General features: G+C 64.8%; 18 protein-coding genes. 10 read left to right on the top strand and 8 right to left on the bottom strand.

Annotated elements, in window-relative coordinates; all coding sequences use genetic code 11:
* Positions 1-27 precede the first annotated feature (27 nt).
* From hemW to rph, 3 genes are read right to left on the bottom strand one after another with little or no spacing between them, the layout of a single operon-like run.
* Positions 28-1,185 (bottom strand): radical SAM family heme chaperone HemW, encoded by a 1,158-nt coding sequence (hemW, locus tag P6U30_RS00840; protein WP_407167695.1) that lies wholly within the window; start codon positions 1,183-1,185, stop codon positions 28-30.
* Complete coding sequence (gene rdgB, locus P6U30_RS00835) at positions 1,172-1,807, bottom strand: RdgB/HAM1 family non-canonical purine NTP pyrophosphatase (protein ID WP_407149548.1); 636 nt, start codon at positions 1,805-1,807, stop codon at positions 1,172-1,174. Before rdgB ends, hemW begins: the two co-directional genes overlap by 14 nt.
* An 11-nt stretch (positions 1,808-1,818) precedes the next feature.
* A complete protein-coding gene (gene rph / locus P6U30_RS00830; RefSeq protein WP_407149547.1) occupies positions 1,819-2,532 on the bottom strand; it encodes a ribonuclease PH in 714 nt (237 codons plus the stop codon).
* A 169-nt stretch (positions 2,533-2,701) separates the two neighbouring features.
* On the opposite strand from rph, the gene hrcA reads away from it, so the two are divergent.
* Both hrcA and grpE read left to right on the top strand, forming a co-directional pair.
* Positions 2,702-3,790 (top strand): heat-inducible transcriptional repressor HrcA, encoded by a 1,089-nt coding sequence (hrcA, locus tag P6U30_RS00825; RefSeq protein WP_407152717.1) that lies wholly within the window; start codon positions 2,702-2,704, stop codon positions 3,788-3,790.
* A 102-nt stretch (positions 3,791-3,892) separates the two neighbouring features.
* Positions 3,893-4,498: a nucleotide exchange factor GrpE gene (gene grpE, locus P6U30_RS00820; protein ID WP_407167694.1), complete on the top strand. Its 606-nt coding sequence runs from the start codon at positions 3,893-3,895 to the stop codon at positions 4,496-4,498.
* 321 nt (positions 4,499-4,819) lie between these two features.
* Here grpE and P6U30_RS00815 read toward each other — a convergent pair whose 3' ends face one another.
* The 4 genes from P6U30_RS00815 to P6U30_RS00800 form a co-directional block, all read right to left on the bottom strand.
* A complete protein-coding gene (locus P6U30_RS00815) occupies positions 4,820-5,242 on the bottom strand; it encodes a VOC family protein (protein WP_407167693.1) in 423 nt (140 codons plus the stop codon).
* Between the two features lie 75 nt (positions 5,243-5,317).
* Positions 5,318-6,172, bottom strand: a complete 855-nt coding sequence (locus P6U30_RS00810; RefSeq protein WP_407167692.1) for a helix-turn-helix domain-containing protein — start codon at positions 6,170-6,172, stop codon at positions 5,318-5,320.
* A 21-nt stretch (positions 6,173-6,193) separates the two neighbouring features.
* Positions 6,194-6,904, bottom strand: coding sequence for a bifunctional nicotinamidase/pyrazinamidase (gene pncA, locus P6U30_RS00805; RefSeq protein ID WP_407167691.1), 711 nt, complete (start codon positions 6,902-6,904; stop codon positions 6,194-6,196).
* Positions 6,905-7,005: 101 nt separating this feature from the next.
* On the bottom strand, positions 7,006-7,944 hold the full coding sequence (locus tag P6U30_RS00800) for a hypothetical protein (protein WP_407167690.1): 939 nt from the start codon (positions 7,942-7,944) through the stop codon (positions 7,006-7,008).
* A 578-nt stretch (positions 7,945-8,522) separates the two neighbouring features.
* Here P6U30_RS00800 and dnaK point away from each other — a divergent pair.
* The 8 genes from dnaK to P6U30_RS00760 all read left to right on the top strand — a co-directional run bounded on the left by dnaK (position 8,523) and on the right by P6U30_RS00760 (position 15,764).
* On the top strand, positions 8,523-10,424 hold the full coding sequence (gene dnaK, locus P6U30_RS00795) for a molecular chaperone DnaK (protein WP_407167689.1): 1,902 nt from the start codon (positions 8,523-8,525) through the stop codon (positions 10,422-10,424).
* Positions 10,425-10,568: 144 nt separating this feature from the next.
* Positions 10,569-11,705, top strand: coding sequence for a molecular chaperone DnaJ (gene dnaJ, locus P6U30_RS00790; protein ID WP_407167688.1), 1,137 nt, complete (start codon positions 10,569-10,571; stop codon positions 11,703-11,705).
* A 91-nt stretch (positions 11,706-11,796) separates the two neighbouring features.
* On the top strand, positions 11,797-12,399 hold the full coding sequence (locus tag P6U30_RS00785; RefSeq protein WP_407167687.1) for a class I SAM-dependent methyltransferase: 603 nt from the start codon (positions 11,797-11,799) through the stop codon (positions 12,397-12,399).
* Between the two features lie 130 nt (positions 12,400-12,529).
* Complete coding sequence (locus tag P6U30_RS00780; protein WP_407167686.1) at positions 12,530-13,108, top strand: NADPH-dependent FMN reductase; 579 nt, start codon at positions 12,530-12,532, stop codon at positions 13,106-13,108.
* Between the two features lie 6 nt (positions 13,109-13,114).
* Complete coding sequence (pyrF, locus tag P6U30_RS00775) at positions 13,115-13,825, top strand: orotidine-5'-phosphate decarboxylase (RefSeq protein ID WP_407167685.1); 711 nt, start codon at positions 13,115-13,117, stop codon at positions 13,823-13,825.
* A gap of 20 nt (positions 13,826-13,845) precedes the next feature.
* Positions 13,846-14,142, top strand: a complete 297-nt coding sequence (locus tag P6U30_RS00770; protein ID WP_407167684.1) for a DUF1330 domain-containing protein — start codon at positions 13,846-13,848, stop codon at positions 14,140-14,142.
* 156 nt (positions 14,143-14,298) lie between these two features.
* Positions 14,299-15,111 carry a 4-hydroxy-tetrahydrodipicolinate reductase gene (gene dapB, locus P6U30_RS00765; RefSeq protein WP_407167683.1) on the top strand — a complete coding sequence of 271 codons (813 nt, stop codon included), beginning with the start codon at positions 14,299-14,301 and terminating at the stop codon, positions 15,109-15,111.
* A gap of 29 nt (positions 15,112-15,140) precedes the next feature.
* Positions 15,141-15,764: a 2,3-bisphosphoglycerate-dependent phosphoglycerate mutase gene (locus P6U30_RS00760; protein ID WP_407149537.1), complete on the top strand. Its 624-nt coding sequence runs from the start codon at positions 15,141-15,143 to the stop codon at positions 15,762-15,764.
* Positions 15,765-15,912: 148 nt separating this feature from the next.
* On the opposite strand, the gene P6U30_RS00755 is transcribed toward P6U30_RS00760, so the two are convergent.
* Positions 15,913-16,809: a methylated-DNA--[protein]-cysteine S-methyltransferase gene (locus tag P6U30_RS00755; protein WP_407170649.1), complete on the bottom strand. Its 897-nt coding sequence runs from the start codon at positions 16,807-16,809 to the stop codon at positions 15,913-15,915.
* Positions 16,810-16,816: the final 7 nt, after the last annotated feature.

Here is a 16,816-nt window from a genome sequence, read left to right as displayed (position 1 = left end):
TGTTTTCGATATTTCGGCAGCGTGCGCCTAAGCCGCCAAATCCGCAACGACCGCGTCGAGCACCGGGAAGCCCGACTTCGTCACCCGCAGCCGACCGTCGCCATCGACGGCGATGGCGCCCTCCTCGCGCAGCACGGCGATGCGGTGCGGGTCGAGCTGGCGACCTGACAGCGCCGCATAGCGTTCGGGATCGATGCCCTCGGCGAGCCGCAGCCCCATCAGCAGAAACTCGTCGGCGCGCTCCTCGCTGTTGAGGCTATCGTCGGTGACGACGCCGTGACCGCGCTCCTCGACATTCAGCAGCCATGCCTCGGGGCGTCGCTCCGTGGCGGTCGCGTGCCTGACACCATCGATGTCGAGTCGGCCATGTGCGCCGGGGCCGATGCCGGCATATTCCTCACCGCGCCAATAGACGAGGTTATGCTTGCACTCCGCGCCTGGACGGGCGTGATTGGAGATTTCGTAGGCGGGCAAGCCCTCGCGCGCGCAGACCTCCTGCGTCACGTCGTAGAGCACGCGTGCGGTCGCTTCATCGGGCGTCTGCAGCTTTCCGGCGGCATGCAACCCGAAGAACGGCGTGCCTTCCTCGATCGTGAGCTGATAGAGCGACAAATGCTCGGCCGCCTCCGAGATCGCCTGCTTCAATTCGCTCGCCCACGTCCGCGGCGTCTGCTCGGGCCGGGCATAGATCAGGTCGAAGGAGTAACGATCGAACGCTGAGCGCGCGATCGCCACCGCATCGAGCGCCTCGCGCGCGGTATGCAGGCGCCCCAGCGCCTTCAGCGATGCGTCGTCGAGCGCCTGCACGCCGAGCGAGACGCGGTTGACGCCGGCTGCGCGATAGCCGCGAAAGCGCGTCGCCTCCACGCTGGTCGGATTGGCCTCGAGCGTGACCTCGACATCGCGCGCCACCGACCAGTGCTTGCCGATCGCATCGAGCACCGCCCCGACGGTTTGCGGCTGCATCAACGAGGGCGTGCCGCCGCCGAGGAAGATCGAGGAGACCTCGCGGCCCGGAACGCGCGCCGCCGTCGTCTCGATCTCGCGAGCAAAGGCGCGCACGAAGCGCTCTTCGTCGACCGGCGCATGCCGCACATGGCTGTTGAAATCGCAATACGGGCATTTCGACAGGCAGAACGGCCAGTGCACGTAGACGCCGAAGGCTGCTCGTTCAGTGCGGCTCAAGGCAGATCTCCGCGAGCTTCACGAAGGCGCGCGCGCGATGCGACAGGCCAAGGCCGAGCGGCGGCAGGCCATGTTTCTCGATGCTGGTCATCTCGCCAAATGTCCGCGCGTGGCCGTCAGGCAGGAAGGCCGGATCGTAGCCGAAGCCGGCCGTGCCGCGCGGCGGCCAGACCAAGGTTCCATCGACGCGGGCCTCGACCTCATCGAGATGATCGTCCGGCCACGCCACGCACAGCGCGGAAACGAAATGTGCACTTCGGCGATCCGGCGTGGTAGCGCCGCGCTCCTGCAGCAGGCGCTCGATCCGCGTCATCGCCGCCATGAAGTCCTTGCCCTCGCCGGCCCAGCGCGCCGAATAGATGCCCGGCGCCCCGTCCAACGCGTCGACCACGAGTCCGGAGTCATCCGCAAAGGCTGGCAATCCCGTCGCCTTGGCCGCCGCGATCGCCTTGATCGCCGCATTGGCGCGAAAATTGTCGCCGGTCTCTTCGGGCTCGGCGAGGCCGAGCTCACCGGCGGATACCGCTTCGACACCGTACGGTGCCAGCAGCTCCCGCATCTCGGCAAGCTTGCCGGGATTGTGGGTGGCGATCACGAGCCTTCCGGTGATTCGGCGATGCATAACCAATCTGACTACGCCACCGCGATCTTTTGCAAGTCGACCAGACGCGCGACACCTTTGCGCGCCAGTGCCATCAGCGCCAGGAATTCGTCCTGCGAGAACGGCGTCTTCTCGGCCGTGCCCTGCACCTCGATGATGCGGCCATCGCCGGTCATGACGAAATTGGCGTCGGTCTCGGCTTCGGAATCCTCGGCATAATCGAGATCGAGCACCGGTGTGCCCTGGTAGATGCCGCAGGAGATCGCCGCCACATTGTCGCGCAGCACGTTGGTCTTCAGCATGTTGCGGGTCTTCATCCAGTTGATGCAGTCGGCCAGCGCGACCCAGGCGCCGGTGATCGAGGCCGTGCGGGTGCCGCCATCGGCCTGGATCACGTCGCAATCGACGGTGATCTGGCGCTCGCCCAATGCTTCGAGATCGATGGCTGCGCGCAGCGAGCGGCCGATCAGCCGCTGGATTTCAACCGTGCGGCCGCCTTGCTTGCCGGCGGAGGCCTCGCGTCGGGTGCGCTCCAGGGTGGCGCGCGGCAGCATGCCATATTCGGCCGTGACCCAGCCGCGGCCCTGACCCTTCAGCCAGGGTGGCAGCCGTTCCTCCAGCGTCGCCGTCACCAGCACATGGGTGTCGCCGAACTTCACCATGCAGGAACCCTCGGCGTATTTGACGACGCCGCGTTCCAGCGACACGGGACGCAGTTCATCGGGCGCACGGCGGCTTGGCCGCATGAAGTCCTCCAAAAATCCGAGAGAAGTGGCTGGCCGTGCTTGTAGGAGGGGGAACGGGCAGCGGCAAGGGTTTTCGGCCCCCGGTGGGTGCCTGGTTGTTGGGGCCGAATGCATGCTTGTCACCGGCCTCCTGGATCGACAAATTAGGGGTAATGTGAGGGACTGGAGTGTGGCTCATCACGATCCGATAGGCTTGATCGCACCGCATGCGGGGCTGGCTCAGCTCAACGAGCGTTCGCGCGACATTTTTCGTCAAATCGTCGAGAGCTATCTGGCGACCGGCGAGCCGGTCGGCTCGCGCAACATCTCGCGCCTGATCGCCTTGCCGCTGTCGCCGGCGTCGGTCCGCAACGTGATGTCGGACCTCGAGCAGCTTGGCCTGATCTATGCCCCGCATACCTCCGCCGGCCGGCTGCCGACCGAGCTCGGTCTGCGCTTTTTTGTCGACGCCTTGATGCAGGTCGGCGATCTCACCGAGGACGAGCGCCAGTCGATCCGAACCCAGCTTGCCTCGGTCGGTCGCGCGCAAACGGTCGAGGCTGCGCTCGAGGAAGCACTGATGCGGCTGTCGGGCCTGACCCGCGCCGCGGCGGTGGTGCTGACGCCGAAATCGAATGCGCGGCTGAAGCACATCGAATTCGTCCGGCTGGAGCCGGAGAAGGCGTTGGTCGTGCTGGTCGGCGAAGACGGTCAGGTCGAAAATCGCGTTCTGGCGCTGCCGCCAGGTGTTCCCTCTTCGGCGCTGACCGAAGCGAGCAATTTCCTCAATGCACGGATTCGGGGCCGCACACTGGCCGAAGCGCGCCTCGAGCTCGAGACCGCGTTGACGCAGAGCCGGGCCGAACTGGACCAGCTCACCCAGAAGGTCGTCGCGGCCGGAATCGCGAGCTGGTCCGGCGGCGAGCACGAGGATCGGCAGCTCATCGTGCGCGGCCATGCCAATTTGCTCGAGAATCTGCATGCGCTCGACGATCTCGAGCGCATCAAGTCGTTGTTCGACGACCTCGAGACCAAGCGCGGCGTGATTGATTTGCTCGGCCGCGCCGAACGCGGAGAGGGGGTGCGGATCTTCATCGGTTCGGAGAACAAGCTGTTCTCGTTGTCGGGTTCCTCAACCATCATGGCGCCTTACAGCGATGCCCAGGGCCGGGTTGTCGGCGTTCTCGGCGTGATCGGACCGACGCGGCTGAATTATGCCAGGGTGATCCCGACGGTCGATTACGCCGCGCGCATCGTGAGCAAGATCCTCGGCGGCTGACCGAAGCCGGAGGGACCGCTTGATTTTCGCCGCCAAAGCACGATATCCCGCCTGACCAATCCCCAAGATTTGAACCGACGCGAGTTTTCGAGAAGGCAAGCCATGACCGATCCGAACCGGACGAATGACAATACCGACAATCCGGCGCCGACGGGTGAGCCTGTGGTCTCCAAGCCCTACGTCATGCCTGATGATCCCGAGGTCGGGTCGGCCGAGGCCCTGGCCAAGGAACTGGTGGAGGCGCGCGACAAGACGCTGCGCACGTTGGCGGAGATGGAGAACCTCCGTCAGCGCACCCGCCGCGAGGTCGCCGATGCCAAGACCTACGGCATTACCGGCTTTGCCCGCGATGTGCTCGAGATCGCCGACAATCTGCAGCGCGCGCTCGACGCCGTTCCGGCCGAGGCCAAGGAAGCCGCCGATCCCGGCCTGAAAGCGCTGATCGAAGGCGTCGAATTGACCGAGCGCTCGCTGCTCAGCGCGCTGGAAAAGAACGGCGTGAAGAAATTCGATCCGATCGGGGAGAAATTCGATCCGAATTTCCAGCAAGCGATGTTCGAAGTGCCCGACGCGTCGGTGCCGTCAGGTACCGTGGTTCAGGTCGTGCAGGCCGGCTACATGATCGGCGAGCGCGTGCTGCGCCCGGCGCTGGTCGGTGTCTCCAAGGGCGGCGCCAAGGCCGCCCCGGCCGCCGATTTCACGGCCTAATCGTCCGACCGTGGGACGGACGCTAAAGCTTGATGAGATCAGGTTGAGCTGGAGCGGCGGCGGTGCTTCACCTCTCCCTTGGGAGAGGCATAGGCCGCCTTCGGCGGCCGTCCTTAGGAGAACGCCGAAGCGCGGCTTCGGCTACGGCGCAGCGCCGGATGAGGGATTACGGTCTTTCGTTAGCACCGCAGCCCCTCACCCGATTTGCTTTCGCAAATCGACCTCTCCCCCGTTGGGGAGAGGTGAAGCGAGCGCGCGGCTAAAACCGATTCGAACTAACTTCATTGCGCTCTAGCGGTGTAGCTCGTGGTCGCCGCCACGTCATGCCGGCGGTTTCTCATGGGCCTTCGGCCAGTAGGTGCCGAAGCTCCAGAGATTTCCTTCCAGGTCGCGGCAGGCAAAATCGCGGCTGCCATAGTCGGTGTCGTGCAGCTCCATCTCGATCTTTGCGCCGGCCGCCCTGGCCTTGGCGTGCAGGGCGTCCGGATCGTTGACCGCGACGTAGATCGAGTCGGTGCGGCGGCCGCTCATGTCACCGACCAGCTTGCCGTAGGCGTCATCACGGCTCTGGCCGAGCATCAGCAAGGACGAGCCGTACGCGAGCTCGGCGTGCTGGACCACGCCGTCCTTGCGATAGACGACATGCTCGGTGAACCCGAACACCGCCTTCAGCCAGTCGATCATTGCCTCAGCATCCCTGCAGCGCAGCGTCGAGAAAATCCGGGGCGGTTCGATGTCGCTCATAGCTGTGGTCTCCTTCATTGTTCGCCTGATGGCGCCAGTATGCGCCAGGCGAGGCCGCGCCGGCTTGAAGGTTTGTTACCCGTCGATCAGCAGGTCACCGGATCGGGCCAACCGGCCGTCGGTTAGCGCCAGGCGGCGCACCCAGGCCGTCGGCGGTTCCCCGGCGAATTCGACGAATTCGCGGACGAGATGGGACTGGTCGGCGTAGCCGCTTTCCGCCGCGATTCCTGCCCAGCCTCGGACCGTTCCGTCTTGCGCGAGATTGCAGGCCCGGTGAAAGCGCATCATGCGCGCCAGCGATTTGGGTGCGAGGCCGATCTCGGATCGAAACCGGTCGATGAAGTGTTTGCGGCTCCAGCCGATCTCCGCGGCAAGCGTCGTGATCCCGATGGTGCCGGCCGACCGCGCCAGCCTCCGATAGGCGAACACGATCTCCGCCGACGGCATGTGGCCGGCGCAGCGAAGCACGAAGCCCTCGATCAGGTCGAAGCGTCGCTGCCAGCAGGTCGTGCTGCCGAGCTGCTCGCGCAGCCTTCGCCCCTCATGGCCGAGCACGTCGCCGATATCGACCATGCGCCCGGCGAGGTCGGCGACGGCGCCGCCGAAGAAGCGATAGGCACCGAGCGGCGTGAAATCCACCTGCACGCATTCGGCCCGCCCGTCGGACTCGATGTAGACAGGGCCTGCGTGCAAGCCGGCGGCGAAGCTGAGCTGTCGGTCGGATGCGTCGGGCTCGCGCGCGAGCCCGATCAGGAACGGCGTGCCGAAACTGATAATCAGCGGAACGATGAGCGGGGCGGTCTGGCGCTGCGAAATCCGGCCCGCCGCTGTCTCGCGATAACCCGTCATTCCGACAATCAGGCTTGCCATGTGCGGCGACGGCGACCGCCGGGCGAAGTCGAATGCGATGGGCGCCGTGCTACCGGCCATGCGGTCCTCGCCCGGAAAATCCTACGCGATGTCGGCTGACTGGATGCGCTTGACGCCGGCTTTGTCCATGTCGGACCACGCCTTGGCGAGCGAGCCCTGGGTGTCGATGCCGCGGCAGGCGTCCTCCACCACATAGGTTTCGAAGCCCGCCTTGCGGGCGTCGAGCGCAGTCCAGGCCACGCAGAAATCCGTGGCGAGGCCAGCCACGAACACGCGGCTGACGCTACGCGCCTTCAGATAGGCGGCAAGCCCGGTAGTCGTCTTGCCGTCGGCCTCGGTGAAGGCGGAGTAGCTGTCGACATCCTTGTGGAAGCCCTTGCGGATGATCAGCTCGGCCTGCGGGATTGCGAGATCCTTCGACAGTGCGGCGCCATCGGTGCCCTGCACGCAATGATCCGGCCACAGCACCTGCTTGCCATAGGCAAGGTCGATCATCTCGAATGGCTTCTTGCCGGAATGGGTTGACGCGAAGGAGACGTGCCCCGGCGTGTGCCAGTCCTGGGTCATCACCACGTTGACGAAGTTCTTGGCGATCCTGTTGATCACCGGCACCACCTGCTCGCCGTCCTTCACCGCAAGGCTGCCGCCGGGCAGGAAGCAGTTCTGGACGTCAATTACCAGCAGCGCCGAGGCATCATCGGGCCGGATCGCCGCTGCCCAAAGCCGGCCTGGAACCAGGGTTGCCAGGGCCGCCGCGCCGAGACCTGCAACCAGCCGCCGTCGATCCAACATCGTTCCTCTCCCCGCTCGCGTGAAACCGCACGGGGAGGCTAGTTCCGTCTGCCTGCCGGCGAAAGTCCGATTTTCTTCGGCGCGTCTTGGGAGGAGCGCGATCAGCCGCGCGGCTCAATGCCGTCGCGCACCGCGCGGAAGCGCGGGAACGCCGTCCCCCAGTCCGTCCGCGGCGAGCTGCCGATGATGCGCACGGACGACTGCGAACCGAACCGCAGCCACTGCACGATGGTCACCGGCGTATTGTCCTTGCCGCTGGTGGCGTCGATGCGTGTCTCGTAGCCCGGCTGGCCGTCGATCCGGATCGGCTCGGACATCGTGATGCGCCCGTCGCGGACGCCGGGGATCGTGGTGGCGACCTGTCGGGCGAAACGGCCGCGATCGTCGGGCGAGGCTGCGGTCGAGGCGACGACGCCAAGGATCATGAAGGGCTTGGCCTCGAACCCGCTCTTCTCGTCGCCGTCGGCCAGGATCAGCGCCGCGCCCGGCGCCACCATGCGGACGTTCTTGAAGTCGGCAAGCTGGGTGACCTTGAACGGCATCAGGCCGAGCTGCTCGTCGACCGGCACCTCGTTGCGGACCACGGCGGACGCGAACATCTGCCGGATGGCGTCGTCGGTGTAGATCTTCGCGGCATTCTCGGGCACCTGCACCGCGATATAGCCAGAGAAGGTCGGGCCCGGCAGGATCATGGAGTAGCGCCGCACATTGGTCGCGCCGTCCCGCGCGCTCTCGATCGTGTAGTAGCCGAGCCCGGCCGGCGTCTCGAGGCTTTCCGGCTTGATCCCGCCGCTGCCGCCGGGATTGGCCTTGAAAGCGCTGACCACCTCGCCATAGGCATCCGCGGGCAGATCCGCGATCAGCACCCTCACGCTCTGGTCTTCGGTCTCGAAACCGATGAACGTCTTCGCGCGGACAAGGCCGACCAGCGGCTTCATTCCGACATGAGCGCCCGGCGGAAACACGGCGTCGGCTGCGAAGGCAGAACACGTGGCAGCGATCAGCAAGGCAACCGCAGCGAGGAGGCGAAAGGGCGTCATGGGGATCTACCGGTTTGCTCGGCGGCCGTTCGATGGCTCCGACGCAGGGCTGGGTGGGCCTCACCCAGTCGGCCCGCTTTTAGCGGTTTTGATGGCCCTGCAACAGGGTCGCTATCTAGCCATTCCGGCGGTACAGCCCCGATTCCGGACCTGTTTTGCCGGATAAGCGGGCACTTTTGCGCCTTTCCCGGTGCTTCTCGAAGGGAGGCCCCGCGAGCGGCATGCTGTCAGCGGCCAAATAGCGCGCCTCCCCGCTGCCCGGCGCCCGCCCGTTGTGAGCGTTCACTCAACACGCGGGCCGCCGGCAGAGCGCCACGGCACCGTCGGTTGCGCTCGCAATCATTGCCGATTTGTTAACATGTTTGGATGCTGAACCAGCGCGAAGACGGGGCTGACACAATCTTTCAAACGTCAGTCTTTTCAGGCCTCAACGTTGCGTCCAGTCCTTGCGGGCCAGACCCTCTCTCCTATATCAGGCTCACCGTCGCAATATCGCGAGTATGTGAACGTCTGGGGGTTCGGTACGGAGCGCCGTCAGGGCCCAACCAACCTGCCGTAGCAAGAAGGATATGAAAACCATGGGTAAGGTCATTGGGATCGACCTCGGCACCACGAATTCGTGCGTTGCCGTAATGGATGGCAAAAGCGCCAAGGTGATCGAGAACGCGGAAGGCATGCGGACGACGCCGTCGATCGTTGCCTTCACTGATGATGGTGAGCGGCTTGTCGGCCAGCCGGCGAAGCGCCAGGCGGTGACCAATCCCGAGCGTACGTTCTTTGCGGTCAAGCGCCTCATCGGCCGCCGCTATGACGACCCGATGGTCGAGAAGGACAAGAAGCTCGTTCCCTACAAGATCGTCAAGGCATCGAACGGCGACGCCTGGGTCGAAGCCGACGGCAAGACCTATTCGCCCTCGCAGGTCTCGGCCTTCATCCTGCAGAAGATGAAGGAGACCGCTGAGGCGCATCTCGGCCAGAAGGTCGATCAGGCCGTCATCACGGTTCCTGCTTATTTCAATGACGCACAGCGTCAGGCCACCAAGGACGCCGGCAAGATCGCCGGCCTCGAAGTGCTGCGCATCATCAACGAGCCGACGGCTGCCGCGCTCGCCTACGGCCTCGACAAGTCGAAGGCCGGCACGATCGCGGTGTACGACCTCGGTGGTGGCACCTTCGACGTCTCGATCCTCGAGATCGGCGACGGCGTGTTCGAGGTGAAGTCGACCAACGGTGACACCTTCCTCGGCGGTGAAGATTTCGACATGCGTCTGGTCGGATATCTCGCTGACGAGTTCCAGAAGGAGCAGGGCATCAACCTGCGCAACGACAAGCTGGCCCTGCAGCGTCTGAAGGAAGCTGCCGAGAAGGCCAAGATCGAGCTGTCGTCGACCACGCAGACCGAGATCAACCTGCCGTTCATCACGGCCGACCAGACCGGTCCGAAGCATCTGACGATGAAGCTGACCCGCGCCAAGTTCGAGGCGCTGGTGGCCGATCTCGTCGAGAAGACCATCGAGCCGTGCCGCAAGGCGCTGAAGGATGCCGGTCTCACCGCCGGTGAAGTCGGCGAAGTGGTGCTGGTCGGCGGCATGACCCGCATGCCGAAGATCCAGGAAGTCGTGAAGCAGTTCTTCGGCAAGGAGCCGCACAAGGGCGTCAACCCCGACGAAGTCGTCGCGATCGGCGCTGCGATCCAGGCCGGCGTGCTGCAGGGCGACGTCAAGGACGTGCTGCTGCTCGACGTGACCCCGCTCTCGCTGGGCATCGAGACGCTGGGTGGCGTGTTCACCCGCATCATCGACCGCAACACCACGATCCCGACCAAGAAGAGCCAGGTGTTCTCGACGGCCGAGGATAATCAGAACGCCGTCACCATCCGGGTCTTCCAGGGCGAGCGTGAGATGGCGGCCGACAACAAGATGCTCGGTCAGTTCGACTTGATGGGCATTCCGCCGGCTCCGCGCGGCATGCCGCAGATCGAGGTGACGTTCGACATCGACGCCAACGGCATCGTCAACGTCTCGGCCAAGGACAAGGCGACCGGCAAGGAACAGCAGATCCGGATCCAGGCGTCCGGCGGTCTGTCCGATGCCGACATCGAGAAGATGGTGAAGGACGCCGAGGCCAATGCGGCCGAGGACAAGAAGCGCCGCGAGGCGGTCGACGCCAAGAATCATGCCGATGGCCTGGTTCACTCGACCGAGAAGGCTTTGGCCGAGCACGGCTCGAAGATTGCGGACACCGAGCGCCGCGCGATCGAGGATGCCGTCAGCGACCTGAAGGAAGCGCTGAAGGGCGATGACGCCGAGGCGATCAAGGCCAAGACCAACACGCTGGCGCAGGCTTCGATGAAGCTCGGCGAGGCCATGTACAAGCAGCAGGCCGAGGCCGACGCGGCCAAGGACGCTGCGAAGGATGACGTCGTCGACGCGGAGTTCACCGAGGTCGACGACGACAAGAACAACAAGAAGTCTGCTTAACGCGCGGGCTTGAGATGATGACCCTCACGCCAAAGAGCACGCCGAGCGTCTCGATGGGGTGGGGGTCATTTTTCGTTAAGCCGATCGCGGCATTTTTTTCGACAGGCGCGGTCCCTGGCGACGAACTTCCAACGGAACTGACGGATGTCCACTAAGCGCTGCTACTACGAGACCCTCGAGGTCGATCGGAACGCGGACGAGACCAAGCTGAAAGCGGCTTTCCGCAAGCTCGCGATGAAGTGGCATCCGGACCGCAATCCAGGCGATGCCTCGAGCGAAGTCCGGTTCAAGGAAATCAACGAAGCCTATGAAGTGTTGAAGGACGGCGAGAAGCGCGCCGCCTATGACCGCTTCGGCCACGCGGCGTTCGAGCACGGCATGGGCGGTGGTGGCGGTCCCGGTTTCGGCGCGGGCTTCGCCTCCTCCTTCTCCGACATCTTCGAAGACCTATTCGGCATGGCCGGGCAGCGCCGCGGCGGCGGCCGCGAGCGCGGCGCCGACCTGCGCTACAACATGGAGATCACGCTCGAGGAAGCTTTCCAGGGCAAGACCGCGCAGATCGAGATACCGGTCTCCGTCACCTGTGAATCCTGCTCGGGTACCGGCGCCAAGGCCGGCACCAAGCCGAAGACTTGCTCGACCTGTGGCGGCGCCGGCCGCGTCAGGCAGGCGCAGGGCTTCTTCACACTGGAGCGGACTTGCCCCGGCTGTCAGGGCCGCGGCCAGATGATCGAGGACGCCTGCACCTCCTGCGGCGGCTCTGGTCGGGTGACCCGCGACCGGACGCTGTCGGTCAACATCCCGCCGGGCGTCGAGGACGGCACGCGCATCCGTCTCGCCGGCGAGGGCGAGGCCGGCATCCGCGGTGGCCCGCCCGGAGACCTCTACATTTTCCTGTCCCTCACCACCCACCAGTTCTTCCAGCGCGACGGCGCCGACCTGCATTGTCGCGTGCCGATCTCGATGGTGACGGCTGCGCTCGGCGGCGAGTTCGAGGTACCGACCATCGACAAGAGCAAGACCAAGGTGAAGGTGCCGGCCGGCACGCAGTCCGGACGGCGATTCCGCATCGCATCAAAGGGCATGCCGGTGCTGCGCTCGCGCCAAACCGGCGACATGTATGTCCAGGTTATGGTCGAAACGCCGCAGAATCTGACCAAGAAGCAGCAAGAATTGCTGGCCGAGTTCGAAAGGCTGTCGTCCGGTGCAACCCAGCCGGAGGCGGCGGGTTTCTTCTCTAAGGTCAAGGACTTCTTCGGAAACCGCGCCGCCCAGCAGTAGTCGTCGTGCTTGACCGTAACGGCTTCGACATATACGTCTTTGTGACTGTTTTCTGACACCGCTCGATTGTGCGGTCCCGCCTGGTAGCGACATGCCCTTGCAATCGTCCGCGCGTGCGTTGAAGAAGCCCCTCCGTCTCGATGACGAGGTCCGTTTTCTCCGTTCATGGATTGAGAAGCCGCTGCATATGGGCGCGGTGATGCCGTCGGGGCGGCTGCTGGCCCGTACGATGGCGCAATATGTTGACGCGAATGCCGAAGGACCGGTCGTCGAACTTGGGCCCGGGACCGGTGCGATTACCAACGCACTGATCGAGCAAGGTGTCGATCAGAAGCGGCTCGTACTGGTCGAATACAATCCGGGCTTCTGCGCATTGCTGCGCGAGCGCTATCCGCAGGCCAAGGTTGTCCAGGGTGATGCCTACGCGCTACGCGACGCGCTCTGGGAGGTTCTGAAGTCTCCCGCCTCGGCGGTGGTCTCCGGCCTGCCGCTCGTCACCAAGCCGATGCTGACCCGCCTGAAGCTGATCCGCGACGCCTTCGTGGCGCTCGCACCGGGCGCTCCCTTCATTCAGTTCACCTATTCGGTCGTGCCCCCAATCCCGAAATCGCTGCCGGGCGTATCCACGGAAGCTTCCGAGCGAATCTGGATGAACATCCCGCCCGCGCGGGTCTGGGTGTACCGCAAGGGCTGAGACGGTATTTCCGCAAAAGCGGGTGCCGGTTTTGCGCATGGAATACGCGCAGAATGTTAGTTAAGAGCATCTTCAGAGAAAATGCTCACCTGCGCCGTCGCGCGGCGCTCGCCCGACCTGCGATTTCAAGATGTCCGCGCTGAAAATCCTCGTGATCCCGGGATCGCTTCGCACCGGCTCGCTCAACGTCAAGCTGGCAGCGGTCGCCGCGCTTGAACTGGTGCAACTGGGCGCAGACGTCACCCGCATCTCACTCGCCGATTTTCCGTTGCCGATCTATGACGGCGACCTGCAAGCCAAGTCTGGCGTGCCGCTGAATGCGGTCAACCTCAAGCGCATGATCGGCGCCCATCATGGCGTGCTGATCGTGACGCCCGAATATAATTCCTCGGTGCCGGCGCTGGTGAAGAACACGATCGACTGGGTCAGCCGGGTGCAGGACCCGCATGAGGCCCGCGGCGCGGTGTTCCGCGACCGCGTCTTCGCGATCGCCGCGGCCTCCGGCAACCGGCTCGGCGGCACGCGCGCGCTGGCGGCGCTGCGGCTGATCCTCACGGCGTGCCACGCGACCGTGATTCCAAACCAGCTTGCCCTGTCATTCGCGGAGCAGGCTTATGACGACATGGATCGTCTGAAGCACCACGCCGATATCGAGGCGATGCGGGCGCTGACGCGGCAGTTGATCGACCATTCCCAACGGATGATGTGAGGTGACATGCAGGCAGCCAAGATCGCTTCGAGAGATCGGTTGATTGTAGCGCTCGATCTGCCGTCCGTCGCTGCGGCGGAGGCGATGATCGACAGGCTCGGCGACAGCGTGACGTTCTACAAGATCGGCTATCAACTCGGCTATGCGGGCGGCCTGTCGCTGGCCAAGCAGCTATCGAGCCGCGGCAAGAAGGTCTTCATCGATCTCAAGCTGCATGACATCGGCAACACCGTGGCGCGCGGCGTCGAGAGCATCGCGAGCCTCGGCGCAACCTTCCTCACCGTGCATGCCTATCCGCAGACCATGAAAGCTGCTGTCGAGGCGCGCGCCGGCTCCGGCCTGAAGATCCTCGCCGTCACCGTGCTGACCTCCTACGACGACAATGATCTTCATGCCGCGGGCTATCGCCTCAACGTCTCCGATCTCGTCGAAGCGCGCGCCAGGCAGGCGCAGGCGCTTGGCGTCGATGGTCTGGTGAGCTCACCTGAAGAAGCGGCCGCCTTGCGTAAGATCGTCGGCTCTCAGATGCACCTGGTGACGCCGGGAATTCGCCCGGCGGGATCGGCCACCGGCGACCAGAAGCGCATCATGACCCCGGCCCGTGCGATTGCCGCCGGCGCCGATTATCTGGTGGTGGGGCGGCCGGTGATGGAAGCTGCCGACCCCAAGGCCGCCGCAGAGGCCATTCAAGCTGAGATCGCGCAGGCGCTTGCCTGAACAGCACAAGGGAGAAAGCAATGGCGAAGGGCTACTGGATCGGACGCGTCGACGTTCACAATGAGGAAGGCTACAAGCCCTACATGGCCGCCAACCCGGCCATCTTCCAGAAATTCGGCGGCAAGTTCATCGTGCGCGGCGGCAAGTTCACCAGCGTCGAGGGCCAGAGCCGCTCACGCAATGTCGTGATCGAATTCCCCGACTATGAAACCGCGCTCGCCTGTTACAATTCGCCGGAATACCAGGCCAACATCAAGGTACGGCAACCGCATTCGATCGCCGACCTGATCATTATTGAAGGTTTCGCCGGGCCGTAGTTCCCGCGTGTCGGACGCCCCATTCAGCGGTCGGAACAGCCTCCGATAGCCTCCGTTGAGCATGATCCCGGCGCCAACGCGTCCGCGCTTGTCGCGCCGGGAAAACCGGTTTCCACTTTGCCGGATCATGCTTTATACGGCCCTCAGAGGTGAGCCATGGCTGATATGCGTCTGATCGTTGCGGGAGCCGGCGGCCGGATGGGCCGCACGCTGACGCGGGTAATTTCCGAAACCCCGGGGGCGGTTCTGGTGGGCGCGCTCGAAGCGCCGGGCTCGGATCTGCTGGGCAAGGACGCCGGCGTGCTGGCCGGCCTGCCGGCCAACGGCGTCGCGCTGTCGGCCGATCTGTGGTCGATGTCGGCCAACGCCGACGGCATCCTGGATTTCACAGTGCCGGCTGCGACCATCGCCAATGTCGCGATCGCGGCCGAGCGCGGCCTCGTTCACGTCATCGGCACCACCGGCCTGTCGCAATCCGACGATGCCGTGATCAGGAGCGTCACCAATCGCGCCGTCGTGGTGAAGTCGGGCAATATGAGCCTGGGCGTCAATTTGCTCGCCGCGCTGGTCAAGCGCGTCGCGCAATCGCTCGACCAGACCTACGACATCGAAATTCTGGAGATGCACCACAAGTCCAAGATCGATGCACCATCGGGTACGGCCTTGATGCTCGGCGAAGCCGCGGCCGCCGGCCGCAAGATCGCGTTGGAGCAGCATTCAGCGCGAGGCCGCGATGGCCTGACCGGCGCTCGGCGTGCCGGCGATATCGGCTTTGCCTCGCTGCGCGGTGGCACGGTCGCCGGCGATCATAGCGTGATCTTTGCCGGCCCGTCGGAACGCATCACGCTCTCGCATCATGCCGAGGATCGCGCGCTGTTCGCACAGGGCGCGTTGAAGGCGGCGCTGTGGGCGCACGGCAAGAAGCCCGGCATGTACTCGATGGCTGACGTGCTCGGCCTGAGTGAATAGTCAAGCTGCAACAACAACGGAAACTTGGAATGAGCGAACGTCTTCTTGTGCTCGTGCGGCACGGCCAGAGCGATTGGAACCTGAAGAATCTCTTCACCGGGTGGAAGGATCCTGACCTCACCGAGCAGGGCATCAACGAAGCCAAGGAAGCCGGCCGCAAGCTGAAGGCGCGGGACCTGTCGTTCGACGTCGCCTTCACCTCCGATCTGACGCGTGCCCAGCACACGCTGAAGCTGATGCTCGCCGAGATCGGCCAGACCGGCCTGCCGACGACCAGGAATCTCGCGCTCAACGAACGCGACTACGGCGATCTTTCCGGACTCAACAAGGACGATGCGCGCAAGAAATGGGGCGAGGATCAGGTGCTGATCTGGCGCCGCTCCTACGACGTGCCGCCGCCCGGCGGTGAAAGCCTGAAGGATACATTGGCGCGCGCCTTGCCCTACTATGTGCAGGAGATTCTGCCCGGCGTGCTGCGCGGCCAGCGCACGCTGGTTGCTGCCCACGGCAATTCGCTGCGCGCGTTGATCATGGTGCTGGAAAAGTTGACGCCCGAGCAGATCCTCAAGCGCGAACTCGCGACCGGCGCGCCGGTGGTCTACCGGCTCAATGCCGATTCGACCGTGGCGTCAAAGGTTGATTTGGCCGACTGAGCGACGCGGTCACCGGAAGTTGGTGGCGACAGCATGGAGTGGCAAAGCGCAGCGTGCCCACCACTTCATGCGCGGCTTGCGATGGTGGGCACGGCGCGCGGCGCCTTTGCCCACCTTACTTCCTGGGCGAACGGCAGAGATCAATGGATCAATGCAATCCGACCTGCCCGGCCTCCCAACCCAGCATCGCCTGCTTGCGGGTGACGCCCCAGTGATAGCCGGTGAGCGCGCCGCTCTTGCCGAGTGCGCGATGGCACGGCACGACGAACGACACCGGATTGCGGCCGACCGCGGCGCCGACGGCGCGCGACGCCCTCGGATTGCTGATCTTGTTGGCGATGTCCGAATAGCTGACCGCGCGGCCCATCGGGATCTTCAACAGCGTCTCCCAGACCCGCACCTCGAAATCGGTGCCGATCAGGACCACGCGCAGCGGCTGGTCCGGCCGCCACAACCGCGTGTCGAAGATGCGCTGCGCCAGCATGGTGGTGCCGTCGGTGTCCTCGACATAGGTCGCATTCGGCCAGCGCCGCTTCATATCGGCGAAGGCGATCGGCTCGTCGCCGGGGTCGGCGAAGGCGAGGCCCGCCAGCCCCCGGCCCGTTGCGATCACGATCGCGGTGCCGAACGGCGAGGGGTGGAAGCCGTAGCGCAGCGTCATGCCGGCGCCGCCGTTCTTCCATTCACCGGGTGACATTGCCTCGTGAGTCACGAACAGGTCGTGCAGCCGGCCCGGCCCCGAAAGGCCGGAGTCCAGCGCCGCATCGAGCACGCTGGCGGAGTCGCGCAGCAGGCCCTTGGCGTGGTCCAGGGTCAGCGCCTGCATGAACGCTTTCGGCGTCAGCCCCGCCCAGCGGCGGAACAAATGATGCAGCTCATCCGGCGTGGCACCGGCGGCATCGGCGACCGCCTCAATGGTCGGCTGCGTGCGCCAGTGCTCCGAGATGAACGCGATCGCGCGCCGTACGGAATCATAGTCGCGCAGCGCTGCGTTCTGGAGGCCCGGCTTGGCCAGGCGTTGGTCATGTATAGCGAGTGTCATCATGGTCTCT

Origin of the sequence: Bradyrhizobium sp. ORS 111 (assembly GCF_045571485.1) — a bacterium.
GTDB lineage: Bacteria > Pseudomonadota > Alphaproteobacteria > Rhizobiales > Xanthobacteraceae > Bradyrhizobium.
Note: the sequence above shows the minus strand (reverse complement) of the source record. Positions and strands in the feature narration are given on the sequence as shown.

Bases quoted from the DNA above. Each gene is read 5' to 3' on its own strand.
- rdgB (WP_407149548.1), bottom strand. From the start codon at position 1,807: ATGCATCGCCGAATCACCGGAAGGCTCGTGATCGCCACCCACAATCCC.
- rph (WP_407149547.1), bottom strand. From the start codon at position 2,532: ATGCGGCCAAGCCGCCGTGCGCCCGATGAACTGCGTCCCGTGTCGCTG.
- grpE (WP_407167694.1), top strand. From the start codon at position 3,893: ATGACCGATCCGAACCGGACGAATGACAATACCGACAATCCGGCGCCG.
- P6U30_RS00815 (WP_407167693.1), bottom strand. From the start codon at position 5,242: ATGAGCGACATCGAACCGCCCCGGATTTTCTCGACGCTGCGCTGCAGG.
- P6U30_RS00810 (WP_407167692.1), bottom strand. From the start codon at position 6,172: ATGGCCGGTAGCACGGCGCCCATCGCATTCGACTTCGCCCGGCGGTCG.
- pncA (WP_407167691.1), bottom strand. From the start codon at position 6,904: ATGTTGGATCGACGGCGGCTGGTTGCAGGTCTCGGCGCGGCGGCCCTG.
- P6U30_RS00800 (WP_407167690.1), bottom strand. From the start codon at position 7,944: ATGACGCCCTTTCGCCTCCTCGCTGCGGTTGCCTTGCTGATCGCTGCC.
- dnaK (WP_407167689.1), top strand. From the start codon at position 8,523: ATGGGTAAGGTCATTGGGATCGACCTCGGCACCACGAATTCGTGCGTT.
- dnaJ (WP_407167688.1), top strand. From the start codon at position 10,569: ATGTCCACTAAGCGCTGCTACTACGAGACCCTCGAGGTCGATCGGAAC.
- P6U30_RS00785 (WP_407167687.1), top strand. From the start codon at position 11,797: ATGCCCTTGCAATCGTCCGCGCGTGCGTTGAAGAAGCCCCTCCGTCTC.
- P6U30_RS00780 (WP_407167686.1), top strand. From the start codon at position 12,530: ATGTCCGCGCTGAAAATCCTCGTGATCCCGGGATCGCTTCGCACCGGC.
- pyrF (WP_407167685.1), top strand. From the start codon at position 13,115: ATGCAGGCAGCCAAGATCGCTTCGAGAGATCGGTTGATTGTAGCGCTC.
- P6U30_RS00770 (WP_407167684.1), top strand. From the start codon at position 13,846: ATGGCGAAGGGCTACTGGATCGGACGCGTCGACGTTCACAATGAGGAA.
- dapB (WP_407167683.1), top strand. From the start codon at position 14,299: ATGGCTGATATGCGTCTGATCGTTGCGGGAGCCGGCGGCCGGATGGGC.
- P6U30_RS00760 (WP_407149537.1), top strand. From the start codon at position 15,141: ATGAGCGAACGTCTTCTTGTGCTCGTGCGGCACGGCCAGAGCGATTGG.
- P6U30_RS00755 (WP_407170649.1), bottom strand. From the start codon at position 16,809: ATGATGACACTCGCTATACATGACCAACGCCTGGCCAAGCCGGGCCTC.